Consider the following 25,558-nt stretch of genomic DNA (forward strand, 5'->3'; position numbering starts at 1 on the left):
GTTAACTATCCAAATTTAGTTAAAGATTTGAAGAAAAAAATTGATGCTTTTCAGAAGAGTCCTAAAGGAATAGAAAAACTTAAAAGACATAAAACAATTAAGAAAGAAATTGTAAATGTCGAATGCTTTGATCACTTAATTGGAGATCGCCCTACATTACTAATTAAAATATCAGCACATAATACGAACATTAAAGATGGCTATATTGACCAAGGCACCAAGGTTTCAATCTCAGAAAATGATAAATTAGGTAGTGAAAATAATTGGATATGGCTTTGCCCTAATATTGTGGAACTCGACAATACCAAATACAGACATCATTGGATTATATTAGTTTATGAGGATCCACATAAAGAACCAGCAGAGTTATTAAGTACGGTAAGGTTAGTTTTAGATAAAATTTTATGCATACCAATTCAAAATATAAAGCTACCTGAAGTGCTAAAGGAGCTGAAAGAAATGGGTGATATTTCTGAGTTTCACATTAAGCTTACTTCATTATCAATAAATGAAAATGAGGTAGATGATAATTTAGATGAATATTTTATTAAAGGAGAAGTAAGAAAGGAATCTAAATTGCTTTTTAGAGATGTGCCATTCGAAAAGATTGAAGAATTGGTTAAATCTTCGGCGATCCTTGAAAAATGTAGCAGAGCTGTTATTAAGTTAATCAAGGGGAAAAGAGAATATAAAATAACTAAATCACAATTGGAAGAAGCAAGAGGAAAGCTAAAGGAAACCTTTGAAGAAATTTTTAATGAAAAATGTTACATAAAGGAAGAAGAGTCTTCAAAAGAAATTCTTTACAAGCCCGAATTTATAACTACAAAACTTACTCCAATATTACACCAATATCTAAAGGTTGCTAATGACAATTGATTTGATTAATAATTTATTGAGTGATATTGCAAACTTTCATTTTGTAATATTTGGAATCGCGCTGTCATTATTTACGGTGCTATTTTCATTTATTTTAAATAAAAGAGAAGAACTGAGAGGTTACAGTGAAAGAATAAAATTGGGGGAAGAAAGCATTTCTCTTTTTCAAAAAAATCAAGCTGCTAAGAATTTTATTAAAAAGTTAAAAAGAGTTAATTTCCACATAATAATCATTATTTTTATTTCACTAATTATGTATGTTTTGGTTTGGATAGTTAAAAACTTCTTAATTAATAATTTTAATAAACTTTATCTCTTTTACATTTTATCTGCTCTTTCAATTTTAATTTTCATTTATGTTTTTTCAATAATAATAAAGGTAATTTTAGATTATAACAGATTAACTAAAATATAAATTTTACTAAAAAAAGTAGTTGTGGAAATAGCAATTGATGGACTTGTTAATTTAATTAAAACAACATTATTAATTTTAAGTATTCCTTTGTTTTACATACAAACGAGGAAGACCACTTTAGATAAAGCATTAAGCTTGATTGATGAAGTTTCAGCAATTGTAATATTAAGACTCTCAAACAATTATTTAATATCTAGAAAAGATATAAAAGGTATAATTAGATCTAAATCATACTCAAAAAAAATAAATCCAAAAATAGTTTTAGTTGATGATGTAATAAATAAAGTGCTCGAAAAGATAGAAGAAAATCCTTTTATTTCAAAAAGGCAACGAAGACTTTCTCTTGAAGGAGCAAGAATTTTAAAAGAAAATATTGAATCAAAAAAGCTTAATTTCCATCTTTTTATAAAGAACTATGAAAAACAAATATATACAGTAATCATTTTAGGAATTGTATTTGTTTTGCTCCTCTTCCCAGAAAGCTGGTCAATATATGAGAATCTAGATTTTAAAAATAAAGTTATAACTAAATTAATAAGTTATCTTTCCTTAAGTTTAATTATCGTATTCCTATTAATATTTTCTGTAAATGCAATTAATGGGTTGTTTAATCCGAAAGTAAATTGGGGGCTTGTCAAAATTAAGAGCTCAACTTATTCCAAAATTCCTGATTATTATGAGGAAATCTTAAAATTTCAAAATGAACAAGGTATAGTATGTTTTAATTTAGTAAGTGCCGAATTCTCAGAGAATGAAAATTTGGTTGAAACTGATCCTGGATGCCTTGGTTTTGGAATAGCTAAATTTTATAAAAAACATCAAATTTATAATTTAATATTTTTAGAAGAAAAGAGGGAAAATCCCTTTTCAATAATTATTAAGATAGAAAGTAAATCGTTTGTGAATGGAATGTATGATATTGACTTTATTAATTATATTATTACTAAAGAAGGACAAGAACTATTCAATGCTTCGATTTCTTTACCAACAAATGAAAATGAAAGAAATGCTTTATCCAATTATTATTACCTCAATAATATTACCTCAGAAAAAATAGAAAATTATTTAAGTTTTCAAGATGCAAATTTAATTTCTGTAAATGGAAATAAGTTAATTATGGATAACGACAATAAATTATTGGGATTTAAATTACAAAACCAAATCTGGAAATTGTTACCTCCTATTTAACTAATATGCCAGAGATTCCTGATTCCCTGTTTATTATTCTGGCAGTAATAATCATAAGAATAATTATTGCGGTAATAAAAATAAATAATAGAAAGAGCGCAAGATATATTGATGTAGCAGATACCAAAGAAAATCAAGTGATAACCGCTGAGGAATATTTCTATAAGGATTCTGATGGCTATACGCTGGAATTTTCTGAGAATGAAATTAAAGTAATACGCTCAGATAAGAAGCCATCCATACTTTTCACACTTAAACCCTACCAATTAAATAGAAAAGACTTTGTGTTTCTTGAAATAATTGATTTTGGAGAAGGCGTAGATTTAGAACGAATGGTAACGCCTTTGGATAATATCTTTACAGCACTTGAAGCCAACCAGCTTTACTTCATAATTTTCTCTTTTAAGGGCGTTCTGTATTTTTCAGATTTAGCTTATTCTGTCTCCATTTCGCACATGCAACGCATCGAGGATAAAGGTGGCAGGATAATTTTCTGTAATTCAGATCTTAAAATTATTAATGTAATGGAGATCTTAGGGATTGCCGAATTGGTCAAGTTTTATCCTTCCGAAGCAGAAATGCTGGAAAAGGAAACAGTTTAGGGCATCCATACTTTTTCCACTCAAAACACTACCCTTTTTAGCCGATTTCCTTTTCAAAATTTATCCCCTCTTTGAATTCGTAATTCGTGCGTCCTAAAAAGCGCCTAGCCCAAACGCATACCCGCTAAATCCCACAAATTAGCATGGCAATCAAGCTTCGATCTCTAAACCTGAAACCCTGAAACGGCTGTTACGTCCTTGCTAAGAAAAACAATTCTCAAGATGCAGATCACAGCAGAAACCTTAAAGCAAATACTGGAGGCCTTCAACCGGCATGATCTGGATGCGATCATGGCCTACTTTGTCGAGGATTGTTCCTTTGATTTTCCAAGGGGGCCGGAGTATTTCGGGCAACGCTTCGAGGGAAAAGCCCGGGTGCGGGAGGCCCTGGCCAGCCGCTTCAAAGGCATTCCGGATGTGCACTACGGCGACGACCGCCACTGGATCTCCGCCGATGGCAACAAGGGCATTTCAGAATGGACCCTTACCGGAACTACCACGGCCGGTATTCCTATAAAAGTGCGCGGTTCTGACCATTGGGAATTTCGGGATGGTAAAGTTACCCGCAAGGATTCTTACTGGAAAATAGTGGAGCAGGCTACGAAATAAATCAACAGCAATTAATAAGGTTTTGTGCTGCCATTCTTTGATCCAAATCGGGGCAGGTATTTACTCTTATTTATGATGGAGCTGCCCTGTTAAACCGAGCGCTGCCAGCCTGAACGATGTGCCTACGCAGGTGGCCAAAACCACGGGCAAGGTTTCAGGCATCGTGATAGACCACAAGGCCAGTAACTACATTAAATAAAAAGTATTCTTTAACATAATTTATTTGGCTTTACAAAAACATTAGTTAAGTTTGCCGCCCTAACAAATTACAACCAACTAAACTTTAATGAAAACACGTTTAACACTTATTCTTTTTGCAGCTTTTGCCAGCGTATTTTCTGGTTGCAGCGACGACAACGATGCAACTCCAGAATCCGGAACTGTTTCAGGGACTATTTCTCCAGCCCACAGTGCCACCAAAGTTTACCTGATTACCGCCACCGATACGATTAAAGGTACTCCTACAGCAGCTGGTACTTATGAGTTAAAAGAAGTGAAAGCTGGTTCTTATTCCCTGGCTTTTAAAGCCGCAGACAACTTTGATTCTCCAGCCCCTTCGACCATCGAAGTAAAAAAAGGCCAGACTACAAATGTACCAGTAGTTACATTTACAGCATTACCTGCTAATGGATTTATTTCTGTTGAAATTAGTGGCGTAACTTATTCCGGGACCCCATCCTATTTTTTCGGCAACGAATACCCTATGGTTTGGAGTGGAAATGGTTGGCCTAATAATTACGCAGGCGGGCACCAGATCCGGTTAACTTTGCCAATAATTACGGGCGTTGGTACATATTCTTCGGCCACCCATCAACCAACCGGAGAAGATCTGGAAATAGCCGTGGCTAATATGAATAATTTCTGGACGGTAAATAATGCAATGGGAACTGCTACCTTAATTGTAACTTCTTTCAACCCTACTACAAAAAGAATTAACGGTACTTTTTCCTTTACGGCTGAGGATGGAGGATCTTCTCCGGATAAAGTTGGTACTAATGGAATCATTAAAAATGTACGCTTAATTCAATAATTATTTAATTACAATTATTTAGAGGCTGCTTTTTTAAGGCAGCCTCTTTTTTTATTTATAATTATAGTTATCAATAGTATTCTCCTGTCACTAACAAGGCGGTCTTTGAGGGCACAGGCCACGGAAAGAGGCTGTCGCAGGTTTCTTCCGGCATTTCAGCAAAGAAGCACGTAGAGTACCTTAAACTAAATTTGGCTGCTTATTTATGCATACTCCGGTTACTTACCTCCTTTCCTGCGAACATGCTGGCAACGAAATTCCGGCTGCGTATGCGCACCTTTTTAAAAGCCAGGAAGAAGCGCTGCTCACGCACAAAGCAATTGATTTCGGGGCGCTGTGGCTGGCAAAAAAGTAGCTTCTGAACTTGGTTTGCCTTTGAATTACACGCGCATTTCGCGGTTGCTGGTAGAAGCCAACCGGTCGGTAGGCAACGAGGCGCTTTTTTCGGAATTCAGCCAAAAGTTAACGGAAGCGGAAAAGAAGCAGGTGCTGGAGCAGTATTATTATCCGCATCGGCACGCCGTGGAGGAGGAAATTGCGCCGGCGGTGAGCGCGGGCAAACGGGTGGTGCACCTGGCACTGCATATTTTCACCCTGGTGCTGTACAGCGAGATCCGGAAAGCGGATATCGGTATCTTGTTCGACCCGAAACGGCCGCTGGAAAAAGCATTTGCCCAAAAGCTGCGAACCAACCTGCTAACCCAAAACCCGCAACGCAAAGTACAATACAATGCTCCCTATCCCGGCACCGACGATGGTTTCCCGACCTATTTGCGGCAGCTTTTCGATAAGGAACATTACGCGGGTTTTGAGCTGGAAATAAACCAGAAATTCTTTTTATCGGAGGAGCCGGAAGTATGGGAGCAGTTGGTTGGGGAATTGGTGAAAGCGTTGAAGGTGGTGATGAAGGTTGGGGTTTGATTTTAGGCTATTTCTTAAATATAACTATTAACTAAATACAACTGTCATCCTGAGCGATAGAGAAGGACCTCGTCGGCGGAATGCAGCGAAACTAACTCTAAGGCTATTTCGCTGCTATCTACAAAGTGTAATTCTTCTCATGTAACAGCCCTCCCCCTACCCCCTCCGAAGGGGGACTTTGATCGGGCATCCATTTATCTTCTGAAGAAAGTAGTACAGGTAACCGTTTTAGGACCAGCCATTAGCAACCCTGTATTACCGGCCTCGTAATGCAATTATTTAACCTAAAGCTGATAAAAACTATGAAAAAATTTACCGCAACCTGTGTGGCAGCCAGCACTTTGCTCCTGAGTTTGGGCAGCTGCAGCTCCACCAACACCGAAACCACCACTACCAACACCACCGAAGAAGTTGCCACCGACAGAACCACAGCCACACCTCCTGCGGAAGTGATCGCTAATATTCCATATCCCAAAGGAAGCGATTCGGTAGCCGCTTTTTCAGATACCACCAGCTTCCAGGCAATGGCTGCCAGCAGCGATATGTTTGAAGTGTTATCCAGCGTGCAGGCCAAAGCCAAAGCCCGCAATGCAGAAGTGAAAAAATTTGCTGAGCAAATGATAACCGACCATTCTAAAACCAGCGACGAATTAAAACAGATCGCAACGAAGCGTAACTTTAAATTACCCCCTACCCCATTGGCTTTCCACCAGCGCATGCTCAGCAAACTGTCTAATGAAAAAGACATGGATGAGTTCGATAAAGAATATATGGATATGCAGGTTACCGCGCACACAAAAGCCGTTGAGCTTTTCGAATCTGCAGCCAAGCACCAAACTGATCCGGAATTAAAAGCCTTTGCTGCCCGGCACTTGCCGACTTTAAGAATGCACCTGGATATGGCCAAGCGAACCAAGGATATGGTAAAATAAAGTAAGCACATTTATTAAAGAAAGCACCCGTTTCGATCTGAAGCTGGTGCTTTTTTATGGCTGACCTCTAATTTAATTTCAACACAATTTCAACTTAGAAAGCTGGAATTATTATTACCATCAATTCTGAATTTTTATCCCATATTTGCCTTTAGAAATACTGCTACGGTTTCATAATGAATACTAATGGGTTTTGGATAGCTTTCAGGAGAAGATCCGGGAAGTCTGGAGAAGTATCTGAGCAGCATTTTCGATCAAAAAATTTAAAACCTTTCTTGACACTTTCAAAAATAGAACTGGATTCTGCAAGTCTTTTGCGGCTGAAGGAAATGAAAATGAACAACAAACTTAAAATACAACAGAATTAATGGCTACCGGATTACTTGCTTTATTGGATGATGTGGCTGCTTTGGTAAAGGTAAGCGCCGCCAGCCTGGACGATGTGCCTACCCAAGTTGCCAAAACTACCGGCAAAGTTTCCGGCATTGTGATAGACGATACGGCCGTTACGCCAAAATATGTTGTTGGTCTGGACCCGAAAAGGGAACTGGCCATTATCTGGCAAATCACTAAAAAATCACTGATCAATAAACTGCTCTTTTTAGGGCCGGCGGCCTTGCTGTTGGGTTTCTTTGCGCCTAAAGTTATTCCATATGTGCTGATGGTAGGTGGGGCTTATCTATGCTATGAAGGCTATGAAAAGGTTCACAGCATGTTCGGTAAGCACCATACAACCGAGAATACACCTCTGGATGAAATGGAAGAAACTACGCCGGAGGAACTGGAAAAAGATCGCGTACGCAGCGCCACCCGCACCGATTTTATCTTGTCGGCTGAGATCATGGCTATTGCTTTTGCAACCGTGGCCGAAAAACCGCTGGTCACGCAAATTGCCGTACTCATTGCCGTAGCCATTTTTATTACCGTTGCCGTTTACGGATTCGTGGGCCTTATTGTAAAAGCTGACGATTTCGGGTTATTTCTGGCTAAAAAAAGCCGGACAGCTGCAATGAAAGGCTTCGGCCGCGGCATCGTGAAATTTATGCCGCACTTCTTGACCTGGCTCGGGTATTTAGGTACCGCTGCCATGCTTTGGGTTGGTTTTGAGATCATTGTGCATGGCCTGACGTTCATGCATCACCCCATGGAATCCTTCGATCATGCTTTGGGAAGTATTCCGGTAGTTGGTTGGTTGCTTCGGGTGTTGATCCTGGCGCTGGGCGGCGTGGTGTTGGGCTTCTTTATTGATAAAATTGTGCGGTTAGTGAAGGGTATGCTTGGAAAGAAGTAAGCTTTATAGCTTTTGATGCTTCTGCCCCGTCTTGTACAGATGGGGCTTTTTTGATTGCTGTGGGGAGTGAGTTTATTGGTGGAATTGGATATCGTTTTTTTGGTGGTTAATGGCAGATTACAAATCCGCAGCTCGGTGGTTCCAGATTATAAATCAGGAAGAGCAGAATTTGTATTCTGGTAAAGGGAAATTCGAGACTTTCTTTTCAGGTGTTAATTCGCCAGCTCGAATCTGGTAACTACAAACTGGAATGGTGTTGTTTCGGTGGAGGTATCGCTCAGAATGTAATTATAGCGGAAGCCCATGGTCATGGAGAAAAGGCGGAGTACGCGGAGGTCGGTGAAGAGTTCAGCGCCGGTGGAGTTGAGGTTTTCTTTAGTGGTAAGAAGTTCGACTTTGGAACGATCGTAGAACAGGTTGGTGCGGAAACGTTGCAGGAACAGGATGCGGCCTAAAGCAAGATCGGGATACCAAATTGGGAATTCGTAGTTGGCAGAAGCTACCCAGATCTTGCTGAACGGATCAGATTTGTAGCCGCGCGGCATGATGAAGTTATCTGAAAAACGATAGGTTTCCTGCACTTCTTCCTTCTTCCAGCGGCCTTCCAGGTGGAATGAATGCGTTTTCTTCAGGCCGGGAAAATACAAAACTGTGTTCGCAAATAGGCGTTCCGTGGCATCGTTTATAGCCCTTTGGTATTGCAGTTGCGCGATCTGGCCCCAGCGGGGTTTTACGTGCTGACGGGCCTGCGGTAAAAGTCTGCTGAAATTCAGCGTGGTTTTATAGGCGTAAAAATTTGTGGCAATTTCTTCTCCTGTGGTTTCTGCGTTTGGTACAAAATCTATATCGTAATAGCCGAAAGCGCCGCCAATTTCCAGGTTTGTGCGGTATTTGCCCTGGGTTAACCGGAACGGGAATTTTATACCAGCCAGGCCGTATTTTTCAGTCCACTCCTGTTCCAGCACAGTTGTTTCCAGGGTGGTTCTGATCTCGGCTTTCCGGCGGGTTTGCAGGCCGTATTCCAGCTCGAAAACCGGATAAAAGGCAGCGTAAGTCAGGTTGATTTTAGAGCCGAGCGCATTTTCATTGGTGTTGTAGAAAATGCCCAAGGTACCGCGCATGGTGCTCATCAGGTTGCGGGTGTAAAATTCGGCGCCGTATTCGTTATTGCCAAACATCGGGAACCAGCCGTAGATATTGAAAAGGCCGGCGGTCAGAGAGTGGTATCTTTTAACTGGATAGTTTTGGCGGAAAGTAGAATCGGTTATATCCTGGTTTCCGGGGCGCTGCAGCAAAGGTTCGTGTAAGTTTATGTCGGTATTTTGTACCGGAGTAAGTTCTTCCCAGTTTGCGGGGTTTAATGCAGTTTCAGCAAGTTCATAGCCTTTTGCGGTGTAATTGCTGTAGAGCAGTTTCTGGCCGTTTTCCGATATCGTTGGTTCGTAGGCTCCAAACCGCACGGACGTTATTTGGTAGATCTTTCCGGTGGCAGTTTCCAGGGCATAAATGTTATCGATGCTGGTGAAGCCTGCTGAAAAGTACACGTAATTTCCGGCGGGGAACGGACGACTGACCGGCACGGTGGTGTAAGACAGCAAGGTTCTGGTTTCGCCGGTTTGGGTATTGGTCTGGAGCAGGCTGTTGCCCTGGTTGTTTACGGCTATGGTTACCACATTTTCATTATCGTGTTGCCAGCGCGGTTGCGCCAGGAACGGGTTTCCGGGATTAGGTAATTCGCGCAGGAGTTTTCCGGATTGGGCTTCTAAAACTACCAGGCGGTTTTTGCCGGCATTATCGGAATGCACGGCAATTATTTTGCTTCCGTCGGGCGAAGGTGCGGGCGCGAAATAGCGGGTTTTGGAAGTTAGTTTTCTGGTTTTACCGGTTTTGAAATTATAGGTCTTGATGATGGAATAATCGCGATTGATCCAGCGTTTGTCGAAACCCGATTCGGCCCAGGTCATGAATTCATTATTGGCGGCAAACATTACGTGGTCGTCGGTGTAAATGCCATGCACGAACATTTTCTCTTCGGAACCGTCCGGATGGATCTTATAAAAGGCCCGGATCTCATCGAAAGCATCTTTCAAAATGATCATGGAACCATCGGGCAGCTCATGCGGAAAGCGGTAATTGGTGTAAGTTTTTCCGGGATCTTTGGTGATGACTTTTTGGGCCGAAAAGGATAGCTTTTTTTCGGTTTGCTGGAAAATACTGTCGAGCTCTTTTACGGTCTGGTTGTAGAGTGTTTTGGTGGAATAGCCGGTGTGCTTTTTCAGACTGCGGTTAAAACCATAAACCGGATTTTTATGGTAAGTATCGTAAACAACTTTTTGCCAGATGCTATCGCCGTAATCGCGCCGGAGTTTGGTGGTCATGTAATAACCGATGCGGTACGGGTTGGGCACAAAATCTTTGAAAGAGGCCGGGTAATTCGCTTTTTCGTAGTTGAAGTGGTAGTTGCTTAAACGCATGGCGCGGTATTCCATGTGAAAACGCGGTTGCCTACCGCGGCCGGCTTTGGTGAGCAGCGTTTCCGAAGTTACCGCATCGCCTTCCCGGAACCATAATGGCTGATTGATGAGCGCATGCAACAGCCAGCCGGTTTGCCCCATCAGAACCTTTAAAGGCAAAGTAAAACCCTGATTTGCCATGTAAAATTGCTGCGCGTGGCGGTATTCGTGCACGGTTAAATAATCGAACCAGGGAACCGGACCGGTGAAGAGATTTTGTGGTGGCGTAATGTAAAATTCGTTTCGCCAGGGCGCCGGCGTAGCAAAACCGGCCGGTAATGAAGACTGGTTCTGTATGATGGTTGGAATACGTTTAGTTTTCCCGGTTCCGATGAAACTTTTATCGTTTACCCGCTGATAAGCCATGATGCCGGCCGCACGGTAAGCCATTGAATCGAACCCTTCGGGGAAAATTACCTTGCCGGCCGGTGTAGAAATCTGATTCCATTTCAGGGAAGGCGGGTTGAGGCCGATCTCTTCCTGTGCGAAACTGTTTTGTGTAATAAAGAAAGGTAGCAAAAACGGTATGCAAAACCGGATAAAAACTCGCATAAGCCTGTGGTTTTAAACGTGCACCGGTTTTGCTTTACGGAAGTGCAAGGATATAGATTAAACAAGCCCTTTCTCGCACATAAATGCATTTCTGAATTATTCTTTCTGGTATTAAAATAGGAACAGAAAACAGAAATGTTCGCAGAAAAAAAGCTGCTTTTACAAGCAGCTTTTTAAAGATTCAAGGACCTTCACCTATCTAAAGCAGAAGTTTTTTTTAAATTTTAATAATGCTGAACAGATTCTTTCAATTACTTATTCTTAAGCAATTCCAGCAACTTTTTAGCAGCTTCTTCTGAGGACGCCGGATTCTGGCCGGTAACGAGCAAACCATCCTGAATTACATTCACGGCCCAATCATCTTTCTTGGTAAAATGGCCACCTTTATTTTTCAATTCGTCTTCCAGTAAAAATGGAACAACTTTGGTTAAACCAACAGCTTCTTCTTCGGAATTGGTGAAACCGGTTACGTTTTTGCCTTTTACCAGCGGTTCACCATTTTCGTCTTTAGCTTGCAGAAGAACCGAGGGCGCATGACACACAGCCGCTACCGGTTTTTTATTTGCCCAGAATGCTTCGATCAGTTTCTGGGAATCTTTATTGCCGGCAAGATCCCAGAGCGGGCCATGACCACCGGGAAAGAAAACGCCATCGTAATCTGTAGCCGAAACTTCAGAAAGCCTTGTTGTTTGCGCTAATAATTTTTGCAGATCAGGGTCGGCTTTAAAGCGTTTGGTAGCTTCCGTCTGGTTTTCGGGTGCATCGCTTTTTGGGTCAATTGGAGGCTGTCCGCCTTCAGGAGATGCAAGCGTTATCTCTGCGCCAGCATCTTTAAAAACGTAATATGGTGCGGCAAACTCTTCGATCCAGAAGCCGGTTTTTTCGCCGGTATCACCCAGCTTGTCGTGCGAAGTAAGCACCATCAGTACTTTCATAGTTTTATTATTTTCGGTTTAAAAAAGTGATCTTACATGCTAAAACAGTTTTTCAGCCTGAAACCATAGCGTTTTCTTACGAAAGCATACATACAAAATCAGGCTTCATTTCTGGAGACCATGCGAAGGTTTATAACCAACGACCTGTGAAAAAGTTTTATTAATGTTCCATTTGGACTATGCATCGCCAACATTAAATCTGAAAAATCAGAAGGGAAATTGTTTCTGATTAAGAGTCATTAAGCTTGAAACCCAGAATTAAGATCACAGAAAATTAGTAATAAGTTTTCAGGGCTAAAAGCATAGCGTTTTATTTCTTAAAAAATAAAAAAGTGGTGCCGGACCGTATATCCGACACCACTTTTTTTGATCGTGGATTTCCAAAAGTTGCAATACGTTAAGTTTATAACATTTGGCCTTTTACCTTTTTCTTCTTTTTTCCGCCTTTGGTTAAAAGCGCAATTACGCCTACGGTTAAAAGGGTACCCATGGCTACGCGGTATATGGCTGCTGCTTTATCATGCTTGAATTTCCCTTTGTAGCCTTTTTCGGCCAGAATATTTGGGAAAATACCGTGGGCAATATCTTCAATAACGCCTTCAACTACATTTATCCGGTCGGCCAGTACCAGCGGCAACCAATGGCCGTATTCGTTTTCGCTGTTGGTAAAAGCCATTCTTCTTATCATGCCGCTTAAACCGGAAGGCGGGGAAGTGGTACCAAAAACGGCTGATAAATTTGGCCGTTCGTTGGAGTGCAACACTTCCACGGTTTCGGGTTGCAAAGTAGGTCTCACCCATTCAGGATCTTCTGCAACGTTCATCCGGTCCCGCATGGGGTAAGTCGGGTCGTTTTTAGGGTCGGCATCTATCCCCCACCCTTTTATATGCGCAAATTTTTCTGGTGTAATTTCCATGGTTTTACTGTTTTTATCTGGCTGATGGTGGAATAAGTACAGGCTTAATGCAGTTATCAAGTTTGTCGGAGAAAATGCGGTAAGCATCTGCGGCTTCTTCTAAAGGCACGCGGTGGGTAATAAGTTTTTTTGGCTCAAGAATACCGTTTTGCACGTGCTCGATCAGGCGTGGCAGTAACCGTTTTACAGATGCCTGGTTGGCCCGGATGGTTAACCCTTTATTCAGCACATTTCCGATCGGAACCAGATTATCGGTAGGCCCATAAACCCCGACAATGGAAACCACGCCGCCTTTTTTCACGGAATTAATTGCCCAGTGCAAAGCGGTAGCCGAACCAGCCTGAATAAGCGTTTTGCGGCCGGTAAATGTTTGCAATGCATCGCCGGTTGCTTCCGCGCCCACAGCATCTATTACTACATCGGCACCCATCCAATCGGTAATTTTCTTGATGAAAAGTACCGGGTCATCCATATCTTTTTTGAAGTTATAAGCTTCGCATTGGGCGTAGTCTTTCACGAATTCGAGGCGGTAATCAATTTCATCGAGCACAATTACGCGGCCTGCTCCAAAAAGCCAGGAACAACGTGCTGCCATAATACCAATTGGTCCGGCGCCGAAAACCACTACTGTATCGCCTTTCTGGATGCTGGCCATTTCGGCAGCCTGGTAACCGGTTGGCACTACGTCGGTCAGCAAAACGGCATCATCCGGGTCCATGCCTGGCGGAATTACGGTTGGGCCTACGTTGGCATATGGTACGCGCACATATTCGGCCTGCCCGCCATCGTAACCGCCGGCTGTATGCGAATACCCGAAAATACCGCCTACCGCGGTTGCTTCCGGGTTCGATTCGTGGCAATTCCCGAACAAGCCCTGTTTACAGAAATGGCAGCGGCCGCAGGCAATATTGAACGGCACAAGAACCATATCGCCGGTTTTCAACTTGGTAACTTCCGAACCGATCTCTACTACTTCGCCAATAAATTCGTGGCCAAAAGTCATGCCTACACGGGTATCGGGTACGTTGCCGTTGTATAAATGCAGGTCTGAACCGCAAATGCAGGAACGCGTTACCCGCACAATAGCATCTTCCGGGTGTTTAATTTCCGGCATTGGTTTGTCACTCACACGTATCCGGCGGATTCCGCGGTAATTGGTTGCTAACATACAAAGATCCTCACTGGTTAAAATGATACATACATCCTGCTATTCAATATTTCGGAATAATCCGAACATGGAATTATTTGTTGAAAAGCAGTTGAATAAATACTGATATATACTTTTATTGTTACATTACATATTTACATTTTCATTTCATGAGGCATTTATACGCATTCAGAAATCTGCGTATCGGACTGGTTCCGGTAAATTTTTAAGTAGAAAACTTTCGCAGAAATGGCAGCAGAATAAGTTAAAGGAACTGCTATAAATTTAACCCTGCCGCATTTAATCCGTTAATTTCCGAAACCGGAATTTTGGTTTGTAAAGTCAGAAAATTTCAGAATCAAAAACTTAAATTTCCTATGGAACGGTTTCTCGGAAAATTCTCGCCTTATCTTTATGCTATTCTGCGCCTGGTTTCGGGTTTAATGTTTGCCATGCATGGCAGTCAGAAATTGCTGGCCTGGCCCGGAGATAAACCAGCAGTTGAATTAGCTTCGCTGATGGGTTTTGCCGGAATAGTGGAACTGGTTGGAGGATTGATGATCGCTTTCGGTTTTTTAGCCGGTTATGCTGCTTTTATTGCCAGCGGTCAGATGGCTTTTGCGTATTTTATGGTTCATGCGCCGCAGGGTTCCTTGCCAATTTTAAATCAGGGTGAACTGGCAGTATTGTATTGTTTTCTGTTCCTCTACATTGCTTCCAAAGGTTCAGGAATATGGAGTATCGATACGCTCTGGAAACCTGCAACGGTTAAGCCATAAACCTTAATTTTCAGTTACAGAGCTTAAACTATTTTTCTGAAGATCCGTCAGTTTTTAACCTGAAAACAATACCATTTCAGCAACTAACATTTTTTTAAAACGGTAGGATATCGGGGCTAAAAACTGCTTTAGTGATCTCAGAAATTCCGGAAGTTGTTTAAAGAACAGGCAAAAAATAATACCATTTTCTTAAAATTTCCGTATGCGCAATTTGTACTGCAATGTAAACCTTTAAGCGGGCCGTTCGGGCAGAAAAATCCGCTTCATTTGCAGTAGCTTACACAACGCATGAAACCAATTTTCACTATTTTATTGTGCCTTTTGTCGGTAGCACAATTGTCGGCACAGGTAATTACGGCTCCCGATACTATTAACCCTCAGAAAGGCAACCGGGAACAACAACTCAAAAAAATTGAAAGCCGCAAAGAAAAACTATTCTCCGATTCGCTCGGAAATGAACCGGCCAATGCGGTATGGCTCGATTCTACTAAGTTCAATAAATACGGCGACCTGCTGCACGACGATCCGGAATACAATAAGCGCCAGCCACTCTGGAAACCAGCTGTAGAAGTGGTTGGAGTAAATGCGCTTTTCATGGCTTTCAACCGTTACGTGGCGAAAGCCGATTATGGCTACGTGACCTTCGATACCTGGAAGCACAACCTGAAAACCGGGCCGGAATGGGACACCGACGAATTCGGAATTAACTTTATCGGGCACCCGTACCAGGGAACGTTGTATTACAATGCGGCGCGCACGCAGGGCTATAATTTCTGGCAGTCGGCGCCGTTTGCGGTAGCCGGAAGCCTGAGCTGGGAATATTTTGGCGAAAACACGCTTCCCTCCTACAACGATATGATCTACACCCCGCTGAATGGCATTGCACTTGGGGAAATTCTGTACCGCGTAAGCTCTAACATTCTGGACGATCGCACGCGCGGCACCGAACGCACCATCCGGGAAATTTCGGCAGGCCTGATAAACCCGGTGCGCGGCCTGAACCGCTTGCTCTCCGGACATACCCGTCGCGTAACCAATAAAGAAATTTACCAGAAAGAACCACTCAACCTGACTTTCTTTGCCGGGGTACACCGCTTAAATGAACAACAGAACGACGTTTTCGGGGAAGGCGGCAACAAAGCCATGTTGAACGCGCAACTCGATTATGGTAACCCTTTCGAAGATCGTAAACGCAAACCGTTCGACCTGTTCCGGTTGCGCGCAGAATTGAGTTATGGCGGAAACGATACCATTGGCGGCACGATCAACAACATTACCGGCTACGGCATTTTGTTCGGCCGGAATAATCAAATCGGAAAGTTGGCTGTTCAAACCGGTATTTTCCAGTATTACAATTACTGGAACACGCGCAATTTTGATTTGGGTGCCTTGAGTTTTGGTGGTGGCGTATTAACAAAATTACCGCTTAGTAAACAGATAAATCTTTACACCAACGCGCATTTAGGTATAATTCCGCTGGCCGGTAACAGCACTCGTTTCGCTCCGGATTCAGTAGGTCTGCGCGATTATGTTTTTGCAAACGGTATTTCCGGAAAAATAGAAACTACTCTTAGTTTAGGAAAATACGCGACGGCGGCTTTGGTTTACAATCATTTCTGGCTGCGCACGTTTGAAGGTCTGGAAGGTACCAATTCCATCGGTATTATTCGTCCGCGCATTACCTTAAACCTTTTTAAAAACCTGAGCCTGGGCTACGAACATTTCGGGTATTCTACCAACCGCAAACTCCAGGATTTCGCCAACCAGCAAGCTACTATTACCGACCAGAAAATATTCCTGCAGATATTCCTGGAAGACCCGCAACGCCGGGGCCGGTATAATTAATACTTTTTCAGCCATTTTGGCTACCGTTTTTCACCTTTTAAACGCTATGGTTTTCGAGCAAAAAACAATAGCGTTTTTTGTTCGAAATAAGAAAAGCAAGCTGCATATAAACAGGCTTCTATTATCTTATCAGTTCCACTTTCCGTTCGCCGATCTGCTGGCGCCACATGGCGTAATACAATCCTTTTTGCGCCAGTAATTGTTCGTGATTTCCTTGTTCGTTGATCTTGCCTTTTTCCAGTACATAAATGGTATCGGCGTGCATAATGGTAGAAAGGCGGTGGGCAATCAGGATGGTGATCTGTTCGCGAAGCGCTGAGATCTGACGCACGGTGGCGGTAATTTCTTCTTCCGTGAGCGAATCGAGGGCGGAAGTGGCTTCGTCGAAAATAAGCAGGCGAGGATTACGGAGCAAGGCCCGGGCAATGGACAAACGCTGCTTTTCGCCACCTGACATTTTCAGGCCGCCCTCGCCTATCTGCGTATCGATACCATGCTTTGAACGTGCCAGCAATCTGGTGCAGGAGGCTTTATGCATGGCCGCAATTATTTCTTCATCGGTAGCATCCGGTTTTACGAATAGCAGGTTTTCTTTTATGGTTCCAGAAAACAAATTGGTTTCCTGGGTTACAAAACCCAGTTGCCGGCGGGCTTCGTTCAACCATATCTCTTTGGCCGAATAATTATTATACAAAACTTCGCCGCTAACCGGCACATACAAACCCACCAGCAGCTTTACAAGGGTAGATTTTCCGGAACCGGAAGGCCCGACAAAAGCAATGGTATCGCCGGTATTGGCTTCAAAAGAAATACCATCGAGCGCGTTTTGCGGGGCATCTTTATGGCGGAAATAAACATCTTCGAAGCGCAACTGATGCAACGGACCAATATCAATTGCCGATTCCGGCCGCTTTTCAATGGGTTTCAGCATGAGTTCGTTGAAATTGCTCAGCGATGCTTCGGCTTCGCGGTAAGCCAGAATTATGGTGCCCATATCCTGCAACGGCCCGAAAATACTGACTGAAATAAACTGCATGGAGATCAGTTCGCCGGTGGTGAGCACGTTTCTAAAAATAAGCCAGAGCAGTGTAAACAGGATGGATTGCTTGAGTAGGTTTAGGGCCGTGCCCTGCAAAAAAGACAAGGTGCGCACCCGTTTAACCTTCTCCATTTCCAGTTCAAAGATCTGTTCGGTATGTTCGCGCAAACGCCGCACTTCCTGGTAAGTTAAGCCCAGGCTTTTAACCAGTTCAATATTCCGCAGCGATTCGGTTATTACCCCGGACATTTTATTGGTAGCGCGGTTGATGGAGCGTTGCATTGTTTTGATCTTGGCACTCAGCAAACTGGTAAGGCCGCCTAAAACCACCATACCCACCAGGAAAACCGGCACCAGCGCCCAATGCTTGGTAATGGCATACCAAACCAGAAAACCAATACCTACAATAGAAGAGAAAAGAATGTTGATGAAGGCCGTGATAAAACGTTCGGTATCGCGGCGTACGCGTTGCAAAATAGAAAGCGTTTCGCCGCTGTTCTGGTCGGCGTATTCCTGGTAAGATAGGCGGAGCGTTTGCTTGAGGCCGTCGTTGAAGATCTGGACCCCGAATTTTTGCACCACCATATTGGTGAGATATTCCTGGAAGGCTTTGGCCAATCTAGAAATTAAAGCAATAATCACGGCCAGCAACATCAATCCCAACGCCCCTTTTACCCGCTCTTCCGAAGATAAAATAAACGGAGGAGTAGCATATTTATCGATGATCTTTCCGAAGATAACCGGGTCGTAAAGGGCCAGGATCTGGCTGATGGCCGCCAGCATCAAGGAAAGAAATACAAGCGAACGGTAAGGTTTAAGGTAATTCCAGAGTATGCACATGCAAAAATTATGGTTGAAGAATTATGCATACGAGCAAATTTCGGAGAGGTATAAGGCTGCTTTTTCTGGCTAGGATCTTGAGCAGGAAAAGCAGGCAGTTTTCCGGGTTACTTGGCAGTGCGGGCAGATTAACGTAAATTCGTGCTGCAGGCGGTTTTGGGGCCAATTACCCTACCGTTTTTTGCGTATTTTTTTGAGAACAACATTATGAAATTAACCGGCGACATCCGCAAGATAGGTACCAAACGCGACGACAAATTCCAGGATATTTCCCTGCAGATAAACCGCATTGAATACATTACAAACAAAAAAGACGGCAATTATTTTCAGGCTTTCGATCTGGAAGTGGAGCTGGAAAAACCGTTAATTATTACCGGCGACCGGCTGGCAAAGAAAAACATAAAACCATCTGAAGAAGGTGAAATACTTTTTGATGTGTATGATAAAGTGGGCGATGCATATGTGCTGAATAAGAACCTGGAACTGGAAATTATTGTTGCCCACGACATGGAGGAAGATCTGCTGATTCTGAGTTCGGTTTATTACGCTGAAATGTTGCCGCCGAAAGAATTTGAAGCGTTTAAAAAAGAGTACGAAAAAACAACTGCCTTTAAAAACCGAAAAGGTAAAAAACGATAGCAGCCAAAGACACTTTTCTGATCCAAAAGCATAGCATTTTCTCATCTTTTCCCGGCGCTGGATCCGTGCAGGACTTTTCATTTATTTATGCAAACATTGCAACAACTTCGTTCGGGAGAACTGGCCGGAGCTACCAAAATTAAATTATCCTGCGGTTTAACGGAGTTTCCAACTGAAATTCTGGAGCTTGCCGATACGCTGGAATACCTGGATCTTTCGGGCAACAAATTAAGCACTCTACCGGCTGAATTTTCGCAGTTAAAAAAACTTAAGATCGCGTTCTTTTCCGATAACCTTTTTACCGAATTACCGGAAGTTTTAGGCACTTTGCCGCAATTGGAAATGCTGGGTTTTAAAGCAAATAAAATCGTTACTGTACCGGAAAATTCGCTGGCTAAAAATCTGCGTTGGCTGATTCTGACAAATAACCAGATCATTGAATTACCAAAATCTATCGGGAATTGCACAAGCATGCAGAAACTGATGCTGGCCGGAAACAAACTGCGAAATTTACCTTCGGAAATGGCTGCCTGCAGAAACCTGGAACTGCTGCGTATTCCAGCCAATGAAATAGCGGAACTTCCGGGCTGGCTGTTTGAACTTCCCCGTTTATCCTGGCTGGCATTTGCCGGAAACCCTTGCAGTAAAAACGAAATTTCCACTGAAAATTTAACCGAAATTCCCTGGCCGGTTCTGGCTTTGAAAGAACAATTAGGCGAAGGCGCTTCCGGGGAAATTTATAAAGCCCATTTTCAAAACGAAGCTTCCAATTTATCAAAAAATGTTGCCGTAAAAATTTTCAAAGGTGAAGTAACCAGCGATGGTTTGCCCGCCGATGAAATGCAGGCAACTATTTCTGCCGGTACACACTCTAATTTGGTAAACGTTTTGGGAAAGCTCAGCCAACATCCGCAAGGTAAACAGGGTTTGGTATTGGAACTTATTCCGCCAGCTTTTCGCAATTTAGGCAACCCGCCCAGCTTCGAAACCTGCACCCGCGACACGTATCCGGAAGGCACTGCATTTCCTTGGAAAGCAGTTCTGAACATTGCCGGTGGCATTGCTTCGGCGGCGGCACATTTGCATAAAAAAGGTATTATGCACGGCGATTTATACGCCCATAATATGCTAACCAATAAAAATGCGCATGTACTATTTGGTGATTTTGGCGCTGCTACTATCTACAACAGGAATTCTTCAATTGCTGATAAATTAGAAAAGCTGGAAGTTCGCGCATTTGGTTACCTGCTGGAAGACCTGCTGGAACGCCTGAATTTCACGGAAAATACAGAAGCAGATCTGGATGTTCTGATTGCGTTGAAACAAGCGTGTCTGCAGGAAAACATTACTTTACGGCCCGATTTTGAAACCATAACTGCAAGAATTTCAAAGCTTCAAATTTCAGTTTCTAATAATGCTAACGCTCCTATTTCGAAATTTAACAAATAGGTAATCCACGAAAAAAAGCCCGCAACTGCATCGTAAAGACTTTGTAGCTGCGGGCTTTTTTTTTTACGTTTCAGATCAGACCCAGCCGCGCTTTACGCTGAAATGGTTACAGCCAAAATTCGAGCCGGTTATCATTTCAAATTGTTTAGGCGTATTGTCTACTTTGCTGGCTTCGTGTACAAGGGGCAACACGTATTCCGGATCCATGCCGTGCTGACCGGTCAGTTCGTCGCAGAGGCCAAACGCATTGTTCTGAACCTGGGCTTTTGCCTGATCCTGGTGCCAGTGATCGCAGTGATTGCAGGTAGCTTCCATAATTATACTTTTAAAAGTTACACATCGGTTTAAAGACTCAGATATACTCTGAAAATCAGGACCTGGTTTCAGCATTCACTTATTTAGAATTTATAAAATTACCGGCTTAAAGCCTCGACTTTGCAAGCCAAATTCCCTAGCGTTTTTTTTTAAATGACTGCAATGAACTGAAATCTCAGAAAACGCTATACATTTCAGCTTAAAAACTGCCGGCAACCTGGCGTTTTAAATCGAGTAAACCCATCACAAAAACGCTATCGTTTTAAAGTTAAAAACTGCTTTCCTTTTTCATGACAAAAAAGATATCTGCTGCTGCTTCCAATAATTCCGGGTTTGTACACGTGCGTGGCGCCCGCGAGCATAACCTTAAAAATGTAAACCTCGATATTCCGCGCGATGCATTAGTAGTTTTTACGGGCGTTTCAGGTTCGGGCAAATCTTCGCTGGCTTTTGGCACGCTTTACGCCGAAGCACAACGCCGGTATCTGGAATCGGTTTCGCCGTATGCGCGCCGTTTGTTTAACCAGATGGCCGTGCCGGAAGTAGATAAAATTGATGGTTTGCCACCGGCCGTAGCATTACAGCAACAACGTGGCGCGCCAACCACCCGATCTTCAGTGGGCAGCGTTACTACTTTGTCTAATTTGCTGCGCATGCTTTATTCCCGTGCCGGCGATTATCCTTCTAACCAGTCCATAATTTATGCCGAAGCTTTTTCGCCGAATACGCCCGAAGGCGCCTGCCCGAAATGCCACGGTTTGGGGAAGATCTATGATGTAACAGAAAGATCCATGGTGCCGGATGATTCTTTAACCATCCGGGAACGTGCCATTGCTGCCTGGCCAACTGCCTGGGGCGGACAAAACCAACGCGATATTCTGGTTACCCTGGGCTTCAACGTAGATATTCCCTGGCGCGATTTACCGCAAATAGACCGCGACTGGATCCTGTTTACCGAAGAGCAGCCTGTAGTTCCGGTTTACGCCGGTTTTACGCCCGAAGAAACGCAACGCGCCCTGAAACGGAAAATGGAACCGAGCTACATGGGTACGTTTACCAGCGCCCGGCGGCACGTTTTTCATACGTTTACGCATACGCAAAGCGCACTCATGAAAAAGCGGGTTGCACAGTTTATGCTCAGTACCGAATGTCCGGTTTGCGAAGGAAAAAGACTGCGCCGCGAATCGCTTTCCGTAAAATTTGCCAGTCTGGATATTACCGAATTTTCGCGGCTGCCGCTGAAACGCTTAGCTGAAATTCTGCAACCTTATGCCACCGGCACTGCCAAAGCCATGAAAAATCTGGAAAAGGAACATCCTGAAAAAGCTACGGTTACCAAACTCATTGCAGAAGACTTAGCCAGCCGCCTGGAAGTGTTGCTCGATCTGGGTTTGGGTTATCTGAATCTGGAACGCAGCACCCCTACCCTTTCGCCCGGCGAACTGCAGCGCTTACGATTAGCAACCCAATTGCATTCCAATCTTTTCGGAGTGGTTTACGTGCTCGATGAGCCATCTGCCGGGTTGCACCCTGCAGATAAGGAAGCGTTAATTTCGGCTTTGGGTGTTTTGAAAAATTCCGGCAATTCGCTGTTCATAGTAGAGCATGATCTGGATGTGATCCGCCACGCCGACTGGCTGGTAGATGTTGGTCCGGCGGCCGGCGAGAACGGCGGCGAAATTCTGTATAGCGGACCAACTGAAGGCCTGAAGCATATTCAGCATTCGCAGACACGCAAATACCTTTTCAGCACCGAAAACAACCTGAAAGAAACGCCACGCGAACCAACCAGCTGGCTGACTTTAAAAGACGTTTCGCGCAATAATATACACAAGCTGAAAGTACAGTTTCCTTTGGGCGTTTTTACCACGGTTACGGGTGTTTCAGGTTCCGGAAAATCGAGTTTGGTTAGCCAGGTTTTAGTGGAATTGGTGGCGGAACATCTGGGCCATGTAATACTGGTAGAGGAAGAAGAAGGCGAAGAACTGGAACGCAGCGTTTTACCGGAAACCGGCGGACAAATTACCGGTGGCATGGAAAATATAAAACGTCTGGTGCGCGTAGATCAGAAACCGATCGGACGCACGCCGCGCTCGAATATGGCTACCTATACCGGCCTTTTCGACCATGTACGCAAGATCTTCGCCGAAACCAAAGAAGCCAAAAAGCGCCGTTACGATGCCGGAAGATTTTCTTTTAACGTTGCCAAAGGCCGCTGCGAACATTGTCTCGGAGAAGGTTTTGTAATGGTGGAATTGCTTTTTCTGCCGAGTGTTTATTCGCCCTGCCCCACCTGCCATGGAACCCGCTACAATGCCAAAACCCTGGAAATAAACTACCGCGATAAAAACATTGCCGAAGTGCTGCACATGACCGTAGATGAAGCCTGGGAATTTTTCGACGAAGTACCGCAGATCCAAAGGGCTTTAACTGTTTTGCGCGAAGTAGGTCTGGGTTATTTACGTTTGGGTCAATCGGCTACGGAGCTTTCCGGAGGCGAAGCACAGCGCATAAAGCTGGCCACGGAACTGCAACGGCAGCAACGCGGAAATTCCCTGTATATTCTGGATGAACCAACTACCGGCCTGCACCCTTCCGACGTAGAAAAACTGATGGCACAACTCGATAATTTGGTTGAAGCCGGCAACACCGTAATTGTGGTAGAGCACGATATGCGCGTGGTAGCTAACTCCGATTGGGTAATTGATATTGGTCCGGGGGCTGGTGCAGATGGCGGTAAAATTGTAGCCGAAGGTACGCCGGCGGAAGTTGCCAAAGCGAAAGACAGCAAAACGGCGGTTTACCTGCAGCGGTTTTTCAGTGCTAAAGCATAGCGTTTTTATAACGAACAGGTTGGGTGATTAATGCTACATTTTGAAATGTTCCTTCTAAAATAATGCGTTACTTTTTGGGCCGGAAACCATAGCGTTTTTTGATTGAGAAACTTTAAGAATTGATTTGCGTTGGCAAGAATAAGTTCGCATAAAATTCTTATATTCAGCTCTTCATCTCACCCAATTTTATGAACGCTCTAGCCGGCATCTCGACGTTAGATCGGGATAAGTATTTTTCAGCAGTAACGACTACAACTTTCGATGTATTGGTAATTGGCGGCGGCATAATGGGCGCCGGAATTGCACTTGATGCAGCCACGCGCGGACTAAAGGTTTTGCTGGTAGAAAAGCAGGATTTTGCGGCCGGTACCAGCAGCCGTTCTACCAAATTAATTCACGGCGGTTTGCGGTATTTAAAGAATTTCGAAATTGGATTGGTACGAACCGTTGCCAGCGAAAGAAAAGTGCTGCACCGCAATGCACCGCACCTGGTTTTGCCGGAACCGATGCTGATTCCGATCCTGAAAAATGCTTCGTACGGTTACTGGGCCACAAAAGCCGGGCTAACTCTTTACGATTTTCTGGGCAACGTGGAAGCCCCGGAACGCCACCGGATGCTTGATAAAAAAGCAACCGTGAACCAAGAACCTTTACTAAATCCGGAAAAACTACAAGGTGCCGGCTGCTTTGTTGAATTCCGTACCGACGACGGCAGATTAACGATGGAAGTGCTCAAAACCGCCCGGAATTCTGGTGCTGTCTGTCTGAATTATTGCGAGCTGAATTGTTTTACCTACGACGAAGAAAAGCAGCTAAATGGAGCCGAACTACAGGATAAACTTACCGGCAATAATTACCTGGTAAAAGCGCAATGCGTGATCAATGCAACCGGTCCCTGGAGTGCGAAACTCATGCAACAAGATGACCAGAAAAGGATTTCAGAATTGATACATACCAAAGGCGTGCATCTGGTTGTGCCGTTCCAGAAATTTCCTTTAAAGCAATCGGTTTATTTCGATATTCCGGGTGGCCGGATGTTGTTTGCTATTCCGCGCTACGACGTCACTTATTTAGGAACTACCGATACGCCTTTTACTGGAAATCTGGAAAACCCGACGGTGGAAAAAGAAGACGTTACCTATTTGCTGGCAGAAATAAACAACATGTTTTCGGGAGTAAATTTAAAAGCAAGCGATGTGGTTTCGAGTTGGGCCGGAGTGCGGGTTTTACTTTATGAAGCCAATAAAAAACCATCCGAAATTTCCCGCAAAGATGAAATTTTCACGTCTGCTTCGGGCCTGATCACGGTGGCCGGCGGCAAACTTACTGGTTACCGTAAACTGGCTGAACAGGTAGTAAATAAAACGTTGGAAATGCATTTCCCGGAAAACCGGCAAACTTCCAGAACAGCAAAAATAAAATTAGCCGGCGGCGATTTTGAAAATGCAGATGCGGTGAAAGCGTTTTTAAAAAGCTGCCAGGAGATCGCACATATACACAAATATGTACCGGAAACCATGGCTTATCTGGTGCGCACTTACGGCATCAATACCAAAGCGATTTTAAAAGAAGCCTGCCGCTTGAAAGCTGAAAACCTGGCACCTGAAAACCGTTTACTGCAGGCGGAAATCTGCTACACCATTCAAAACGAAGGCGTGACCAACCTGAGTGATTTCCTGATAAGAAGAACCGGCAAACTGTACTTTGAGCGTGAAACTATTGCCGCCATTCTGCCAACCGTAAAAGCAGCCTTCCAAAAAATTCTAAACCTGGGAAATGACGAAATTGAAAAGCAGGAAACGGAATTTCAGAAGCATTATGAGGCCGCTGTCGCTTTCAAAAATGAAAGTAAAAACGCTATGGTTTCAGCGTAAAAAACTGCAAAACA

The 25,558-nt window shown here is 43.7% G+C and carries 22 protein-coding genes and 1 pseudogene; 17 read left to right on the plus strand and 6 right to left on the minus strand.

What is annotated here, in order from left to right:
* The 11 genes and pseudogenes from ACFPIB_RS16640 to ACFPIB_RS16690 all read left to right on the plus strand — a co-directional run.
* A partial coding sequence (locus tag ACFPIB_RS16640; RefSeq protein ID WP_378018603.1) for a hypothetical protein occupies window positions 1–879 on the plus strand: 879 nt, incomplete at its 5' end.
* Window positions 869–1,294, plus strand: coding sequence for a hypothetical protein (locus ACFPIB_RS16645; protein WP_378018604.1), 426 nt, complete (start codon window positions 869–871; stop codon window positions 1,292–1,294). The genes ACFPIB_RS16640 and ACFPIB_RS16645, both read left to right, overlap by 11 nt.
* Window positions 1,295–1,315: 21 nt before the next feature.
* Entirely contained in the window at window positions 1,316–2,482 is a 1,167-nt protein-coding gene (locus ACFPIB_RS16650; RefSeq protein ID WP_378018605.1) for a hypothetical protein, read from the plus strand.
* 5 nt (window positions 2,483–2,487) lie between these two features.
* A complete protein-coding gene (locus ACFPIB_RS16655; RefSeq protein ID WP_378018606.1) occupies window positions 2,488–3,084 on the plus strand; it encodes an STAS domain-containing protein in 597 nt (198 codons plus the stop codon).
* A 222-nt stretch (window positions 3,085–3,306) separates the two neighbouring features.
* Window positions 3,307–3,693 carry a nuclear transport factor 2 family protein gene (locus ACFPIB_RS16660; protein ID WP_378018607.1) on the plus strand — a complete coding sequence of 129 codons (387 nt, stop codon included), beginning with the start codon at window positions 3,307–3,309 and terminating at the stop codon, window positions 3,691–3,693.
* Between the two features lie 79 nt (window positions 3,694–3,772).
* Window positions 3,773–3,874, plus strand: a pseudogene (locus ACFPIB_RS16665) (DUF808 domain-containing protein); the annotation flags it as partial.
* 105 nt (window positions 3,875–3,979) lie between these two features.
* Window positions 3,980–4,723, plus strand: coding sequence for a hypothetical protein (locus ACFPIB_RS16670; protein ID WP_378018608.1), 744 nt, complete (start codon window positions 3,980–3,982; stop codon window positions 4,721–4,723).
* 205 nt (window positions 4,724–4,928) lie between these two features.
* Window positions 4,929–5,078, plus strand: coding sequence for a hypothetical protein (locus ACFPIB_RS16675; RefSeq protein ID WP_378018609.1), 150 nt, complete (start codon window positions 4,929–4,931; stop codon window positions 5,076–5,078).
* On the plus strand, window positions 5,060–5,644 hold the full coding sequence (locus ACFPIB_RS16680; RefSeq protein WP_378018610.1) for an N-formylglutamate amidohydrolase: 585 nt from the start codon (window positions 5,060–5,062) through the stop codon (window positions 5,642–5,644). The genes ACFPIB_RS16675 and ACFPIB_RS16680 overlap by 19 nt, the downstream gene beginning before the upstream one ends.
* Before the next feature lie 302 nt (window positions 5,645–5,946).
* Entirely contained in the window at window positions 5,947–6,576 is a 630-nt protein-coding gene (locus tag ACFPIB_RS16685) for a DUF4142 domain-containing protein (protein ID WP_378018611.1), read from the plus strand.
* A 367-nt stretch (window positions 6,577–6,943) separates the two neighbouring features.
* Window positions 6,944–7,867 carry a DUF808 domain-containing protein gene (locus ACFPIB_RS16690; protein ID WP_378018612.1) on the plus strand — a complete coding sequence of 308 codons (924 nt, stop codon included), beginning with the start codon at window positions 6,944–6,946 and terminating at the stop codon, window positions 7,865–7,867.
* Window positions 7,868–8,079: 212 nt separating this feature from the next.
* Here the strand turns inward: ACFPIB_RS16690 and ACFPIB_RS16695 are convergent, their stop codons facing one another.
* The 4 genes from ACFPIB_RS16695 to ACFPIB_RS16710 form a co-directional block, all read right to left on the minus strand.
* Complete coding sequence (locus ACFPIB_RS16695; protein WP_378018613.1) at window positions 8,080–10,932, minus strand: hypothetical protein; 2,853 nt, start codon at window positions 10,930–10,932, stop codon at window positions 8,080–8,082.
* A gap of 251 nt (window positions 10,933–11,183) precedes the next feature.
* Window positions 11,184–11,867, minus strand: a complete 684-nt coding sequence (locus ACFPIB_RS16700) for a type 1 glutamine amidotransferase domain-containing protein (protein WP_378018614.1) — start codon at window positions 11,865–11,867, stop codon at window positions 11,184–11,186.
* 403 nt (window positions 11,868–12,270) lie between these two features.
* The gene (locus ACFPIB_RS16705) at window positions 12,271–12,783 is read right to left on the minus strand and encodes a hypothetical protein (protein ID WP_378018615.1); all 513 of its coding nucleotides are present in this window, start codon (window positions 12,781–12,783) and stop codon (window positions 12,271–12,273) included.
* A gap of 13 nt (window positions 12,784–12,796) precedes the next feature.
* The gene (locus ACFPIB_RS16710) at window positions 12,797–13,951 is read right to left on the minus strand and encodes a zinc-dependent alcohol dehydrogenase (protein ID WP_378018616.1); all 1,155 of its coding nucleotides are present in this window, start codon (window positions 13,949–13,951) and stop codon (window positions 12,797–12,799) included.
* A 356-nt stretch (window positions 13,952–14,307) separates the two neighbouring features.
* Between ACFPIB_RS16710 and ACFPIB_RS16715 the strand changes: the two genes are divergently transcribed.
* Together ACFPIB_RS16715 and ACFPIB_RS16720 are read left to right on the plus strand one after the other, a co-directional pair.
* A complete protein-coding gene (locus ACFPIB_RS16715) occupies window positions 14,308–14,709 on the plus strand; it encodes a DoxX family protein (protein ID WP_378018617.1) in 402 nt (133 codons plus the stop codon).
* A 288-nt stretch (window positions 14,710–14,997) separates the two neighbouring features.
* On the plus strand, window positions 14,998–16,554 hold the full coding sequence (locus tag ACFPIB_RS16720) for a DUF3943 domain-containing protein (protein WP_378018618.1): 1,557 nt from the start codon (window positions 14,998–15,000) through the stop codon (window positions 16,552–16,554).
* Between the two features lie 121 nt (window positions 16,555–16,675).
* On the opposite strand, the gene ACFPIB_RS16725 is transcribed toward ACFPIB_RS16720, so the two are convergent.
* On the minus strand, window positions 16,676–18,433 hold the full coding sequence (locus tag ACFPIB_RS16725) for an ABC transporter ATP-binding protein (RefSeq protein WP_378018619.1): 1,758 nt from the start codon (window positions 18,431–18,433) through the stop codon (window positions 16,676–16,678).
* Between the two features lie 207 nt (window positions 18,434–18,640).
* Here ACFPIB_RS16725 and ACFPIB_RS16730 point away from each other — a divergent pair, with 207 nt between their 5' ends.
* Window positions 18,641–19,072, plus strand: a complete 432-nt coding sequence (locus ACFPIB_RS16730; protein ID WP_378018620.1) for a hypothetical protein — start codon at window positions 18,641–18,643, stop codon at window positions 19,070–19,072.
* 87 nt (window positions 19,073–19,159) lie between these two features.
* Complete coding sequence (locus ACFPIB_RS16735; RefSeq protein WP_378018621.1) at window positions 19,160–20,521, plus strand: leucine-rich repeat-containing protein kinase family protein; 1,362 nt, start codon at window positions 19,160–19,162, stop codon at window positions 20,519–20,521.
* Between the two features lie 75 nt (window positions 20,522–20,596).
* Here ACFPIB_RS16735 and ACFPIB_RS16740 read toward each other — a convergent pair whose 3' ends face one another.
* A complete protein-coding gene (locus ACFPIB_RS16740) occupies window positions 20,597–20,836 on the minus strand; it encodes a hypothetical protein (protein WP_378018622.1) in 240 nt (79 codons plus the stop codon).
* A 290-nt stretch (window positions 20,837–21,126) separates the two neighbouring features.
* Between ACFPIB_RS16740 and uvrA the strand changes: the two genes are divergently transcribed.
* Entirely contained in the window at window positions 21,127–23,670 is a 2,544-nt protein-coding gene (gene uvrA, locus ACFPIB_RS16745) for an excinuclease ABC subunit UvrA (RefSeq protein WP_378018623.1), read from the plus strand.
* A gap of 188 nt (window positions 23,671–23,858) precedes the next feature.
* The gene (locus tag ACFPIB_RS16750) at window positions 23,859–25,544 is read left to right on the plus strand and encodes a glycerol-3-phosphate dehydrogenase/oxidase (protein ID WP_378018624.1); all 1,686 of its coding nucleotides are present in this window, start codon (window positions 23,859–23,861) and stop codon (window positions 25,542–25,544) included.
* The last annotated feature ends 14 nt before the right edge of the window (window positions 25,545–25,558 follow it).

This window comes from Adhaeribacter terreus (assembly GCF_042657365.1).
Taxonomy (GTDB): domain Bacteria; phylum Bacteroidota; class Bacteroidia; order Cytophagales; family Hymenobacteraceae; genus Adhaeribacter_A; species Adhaeribacter_A terreus.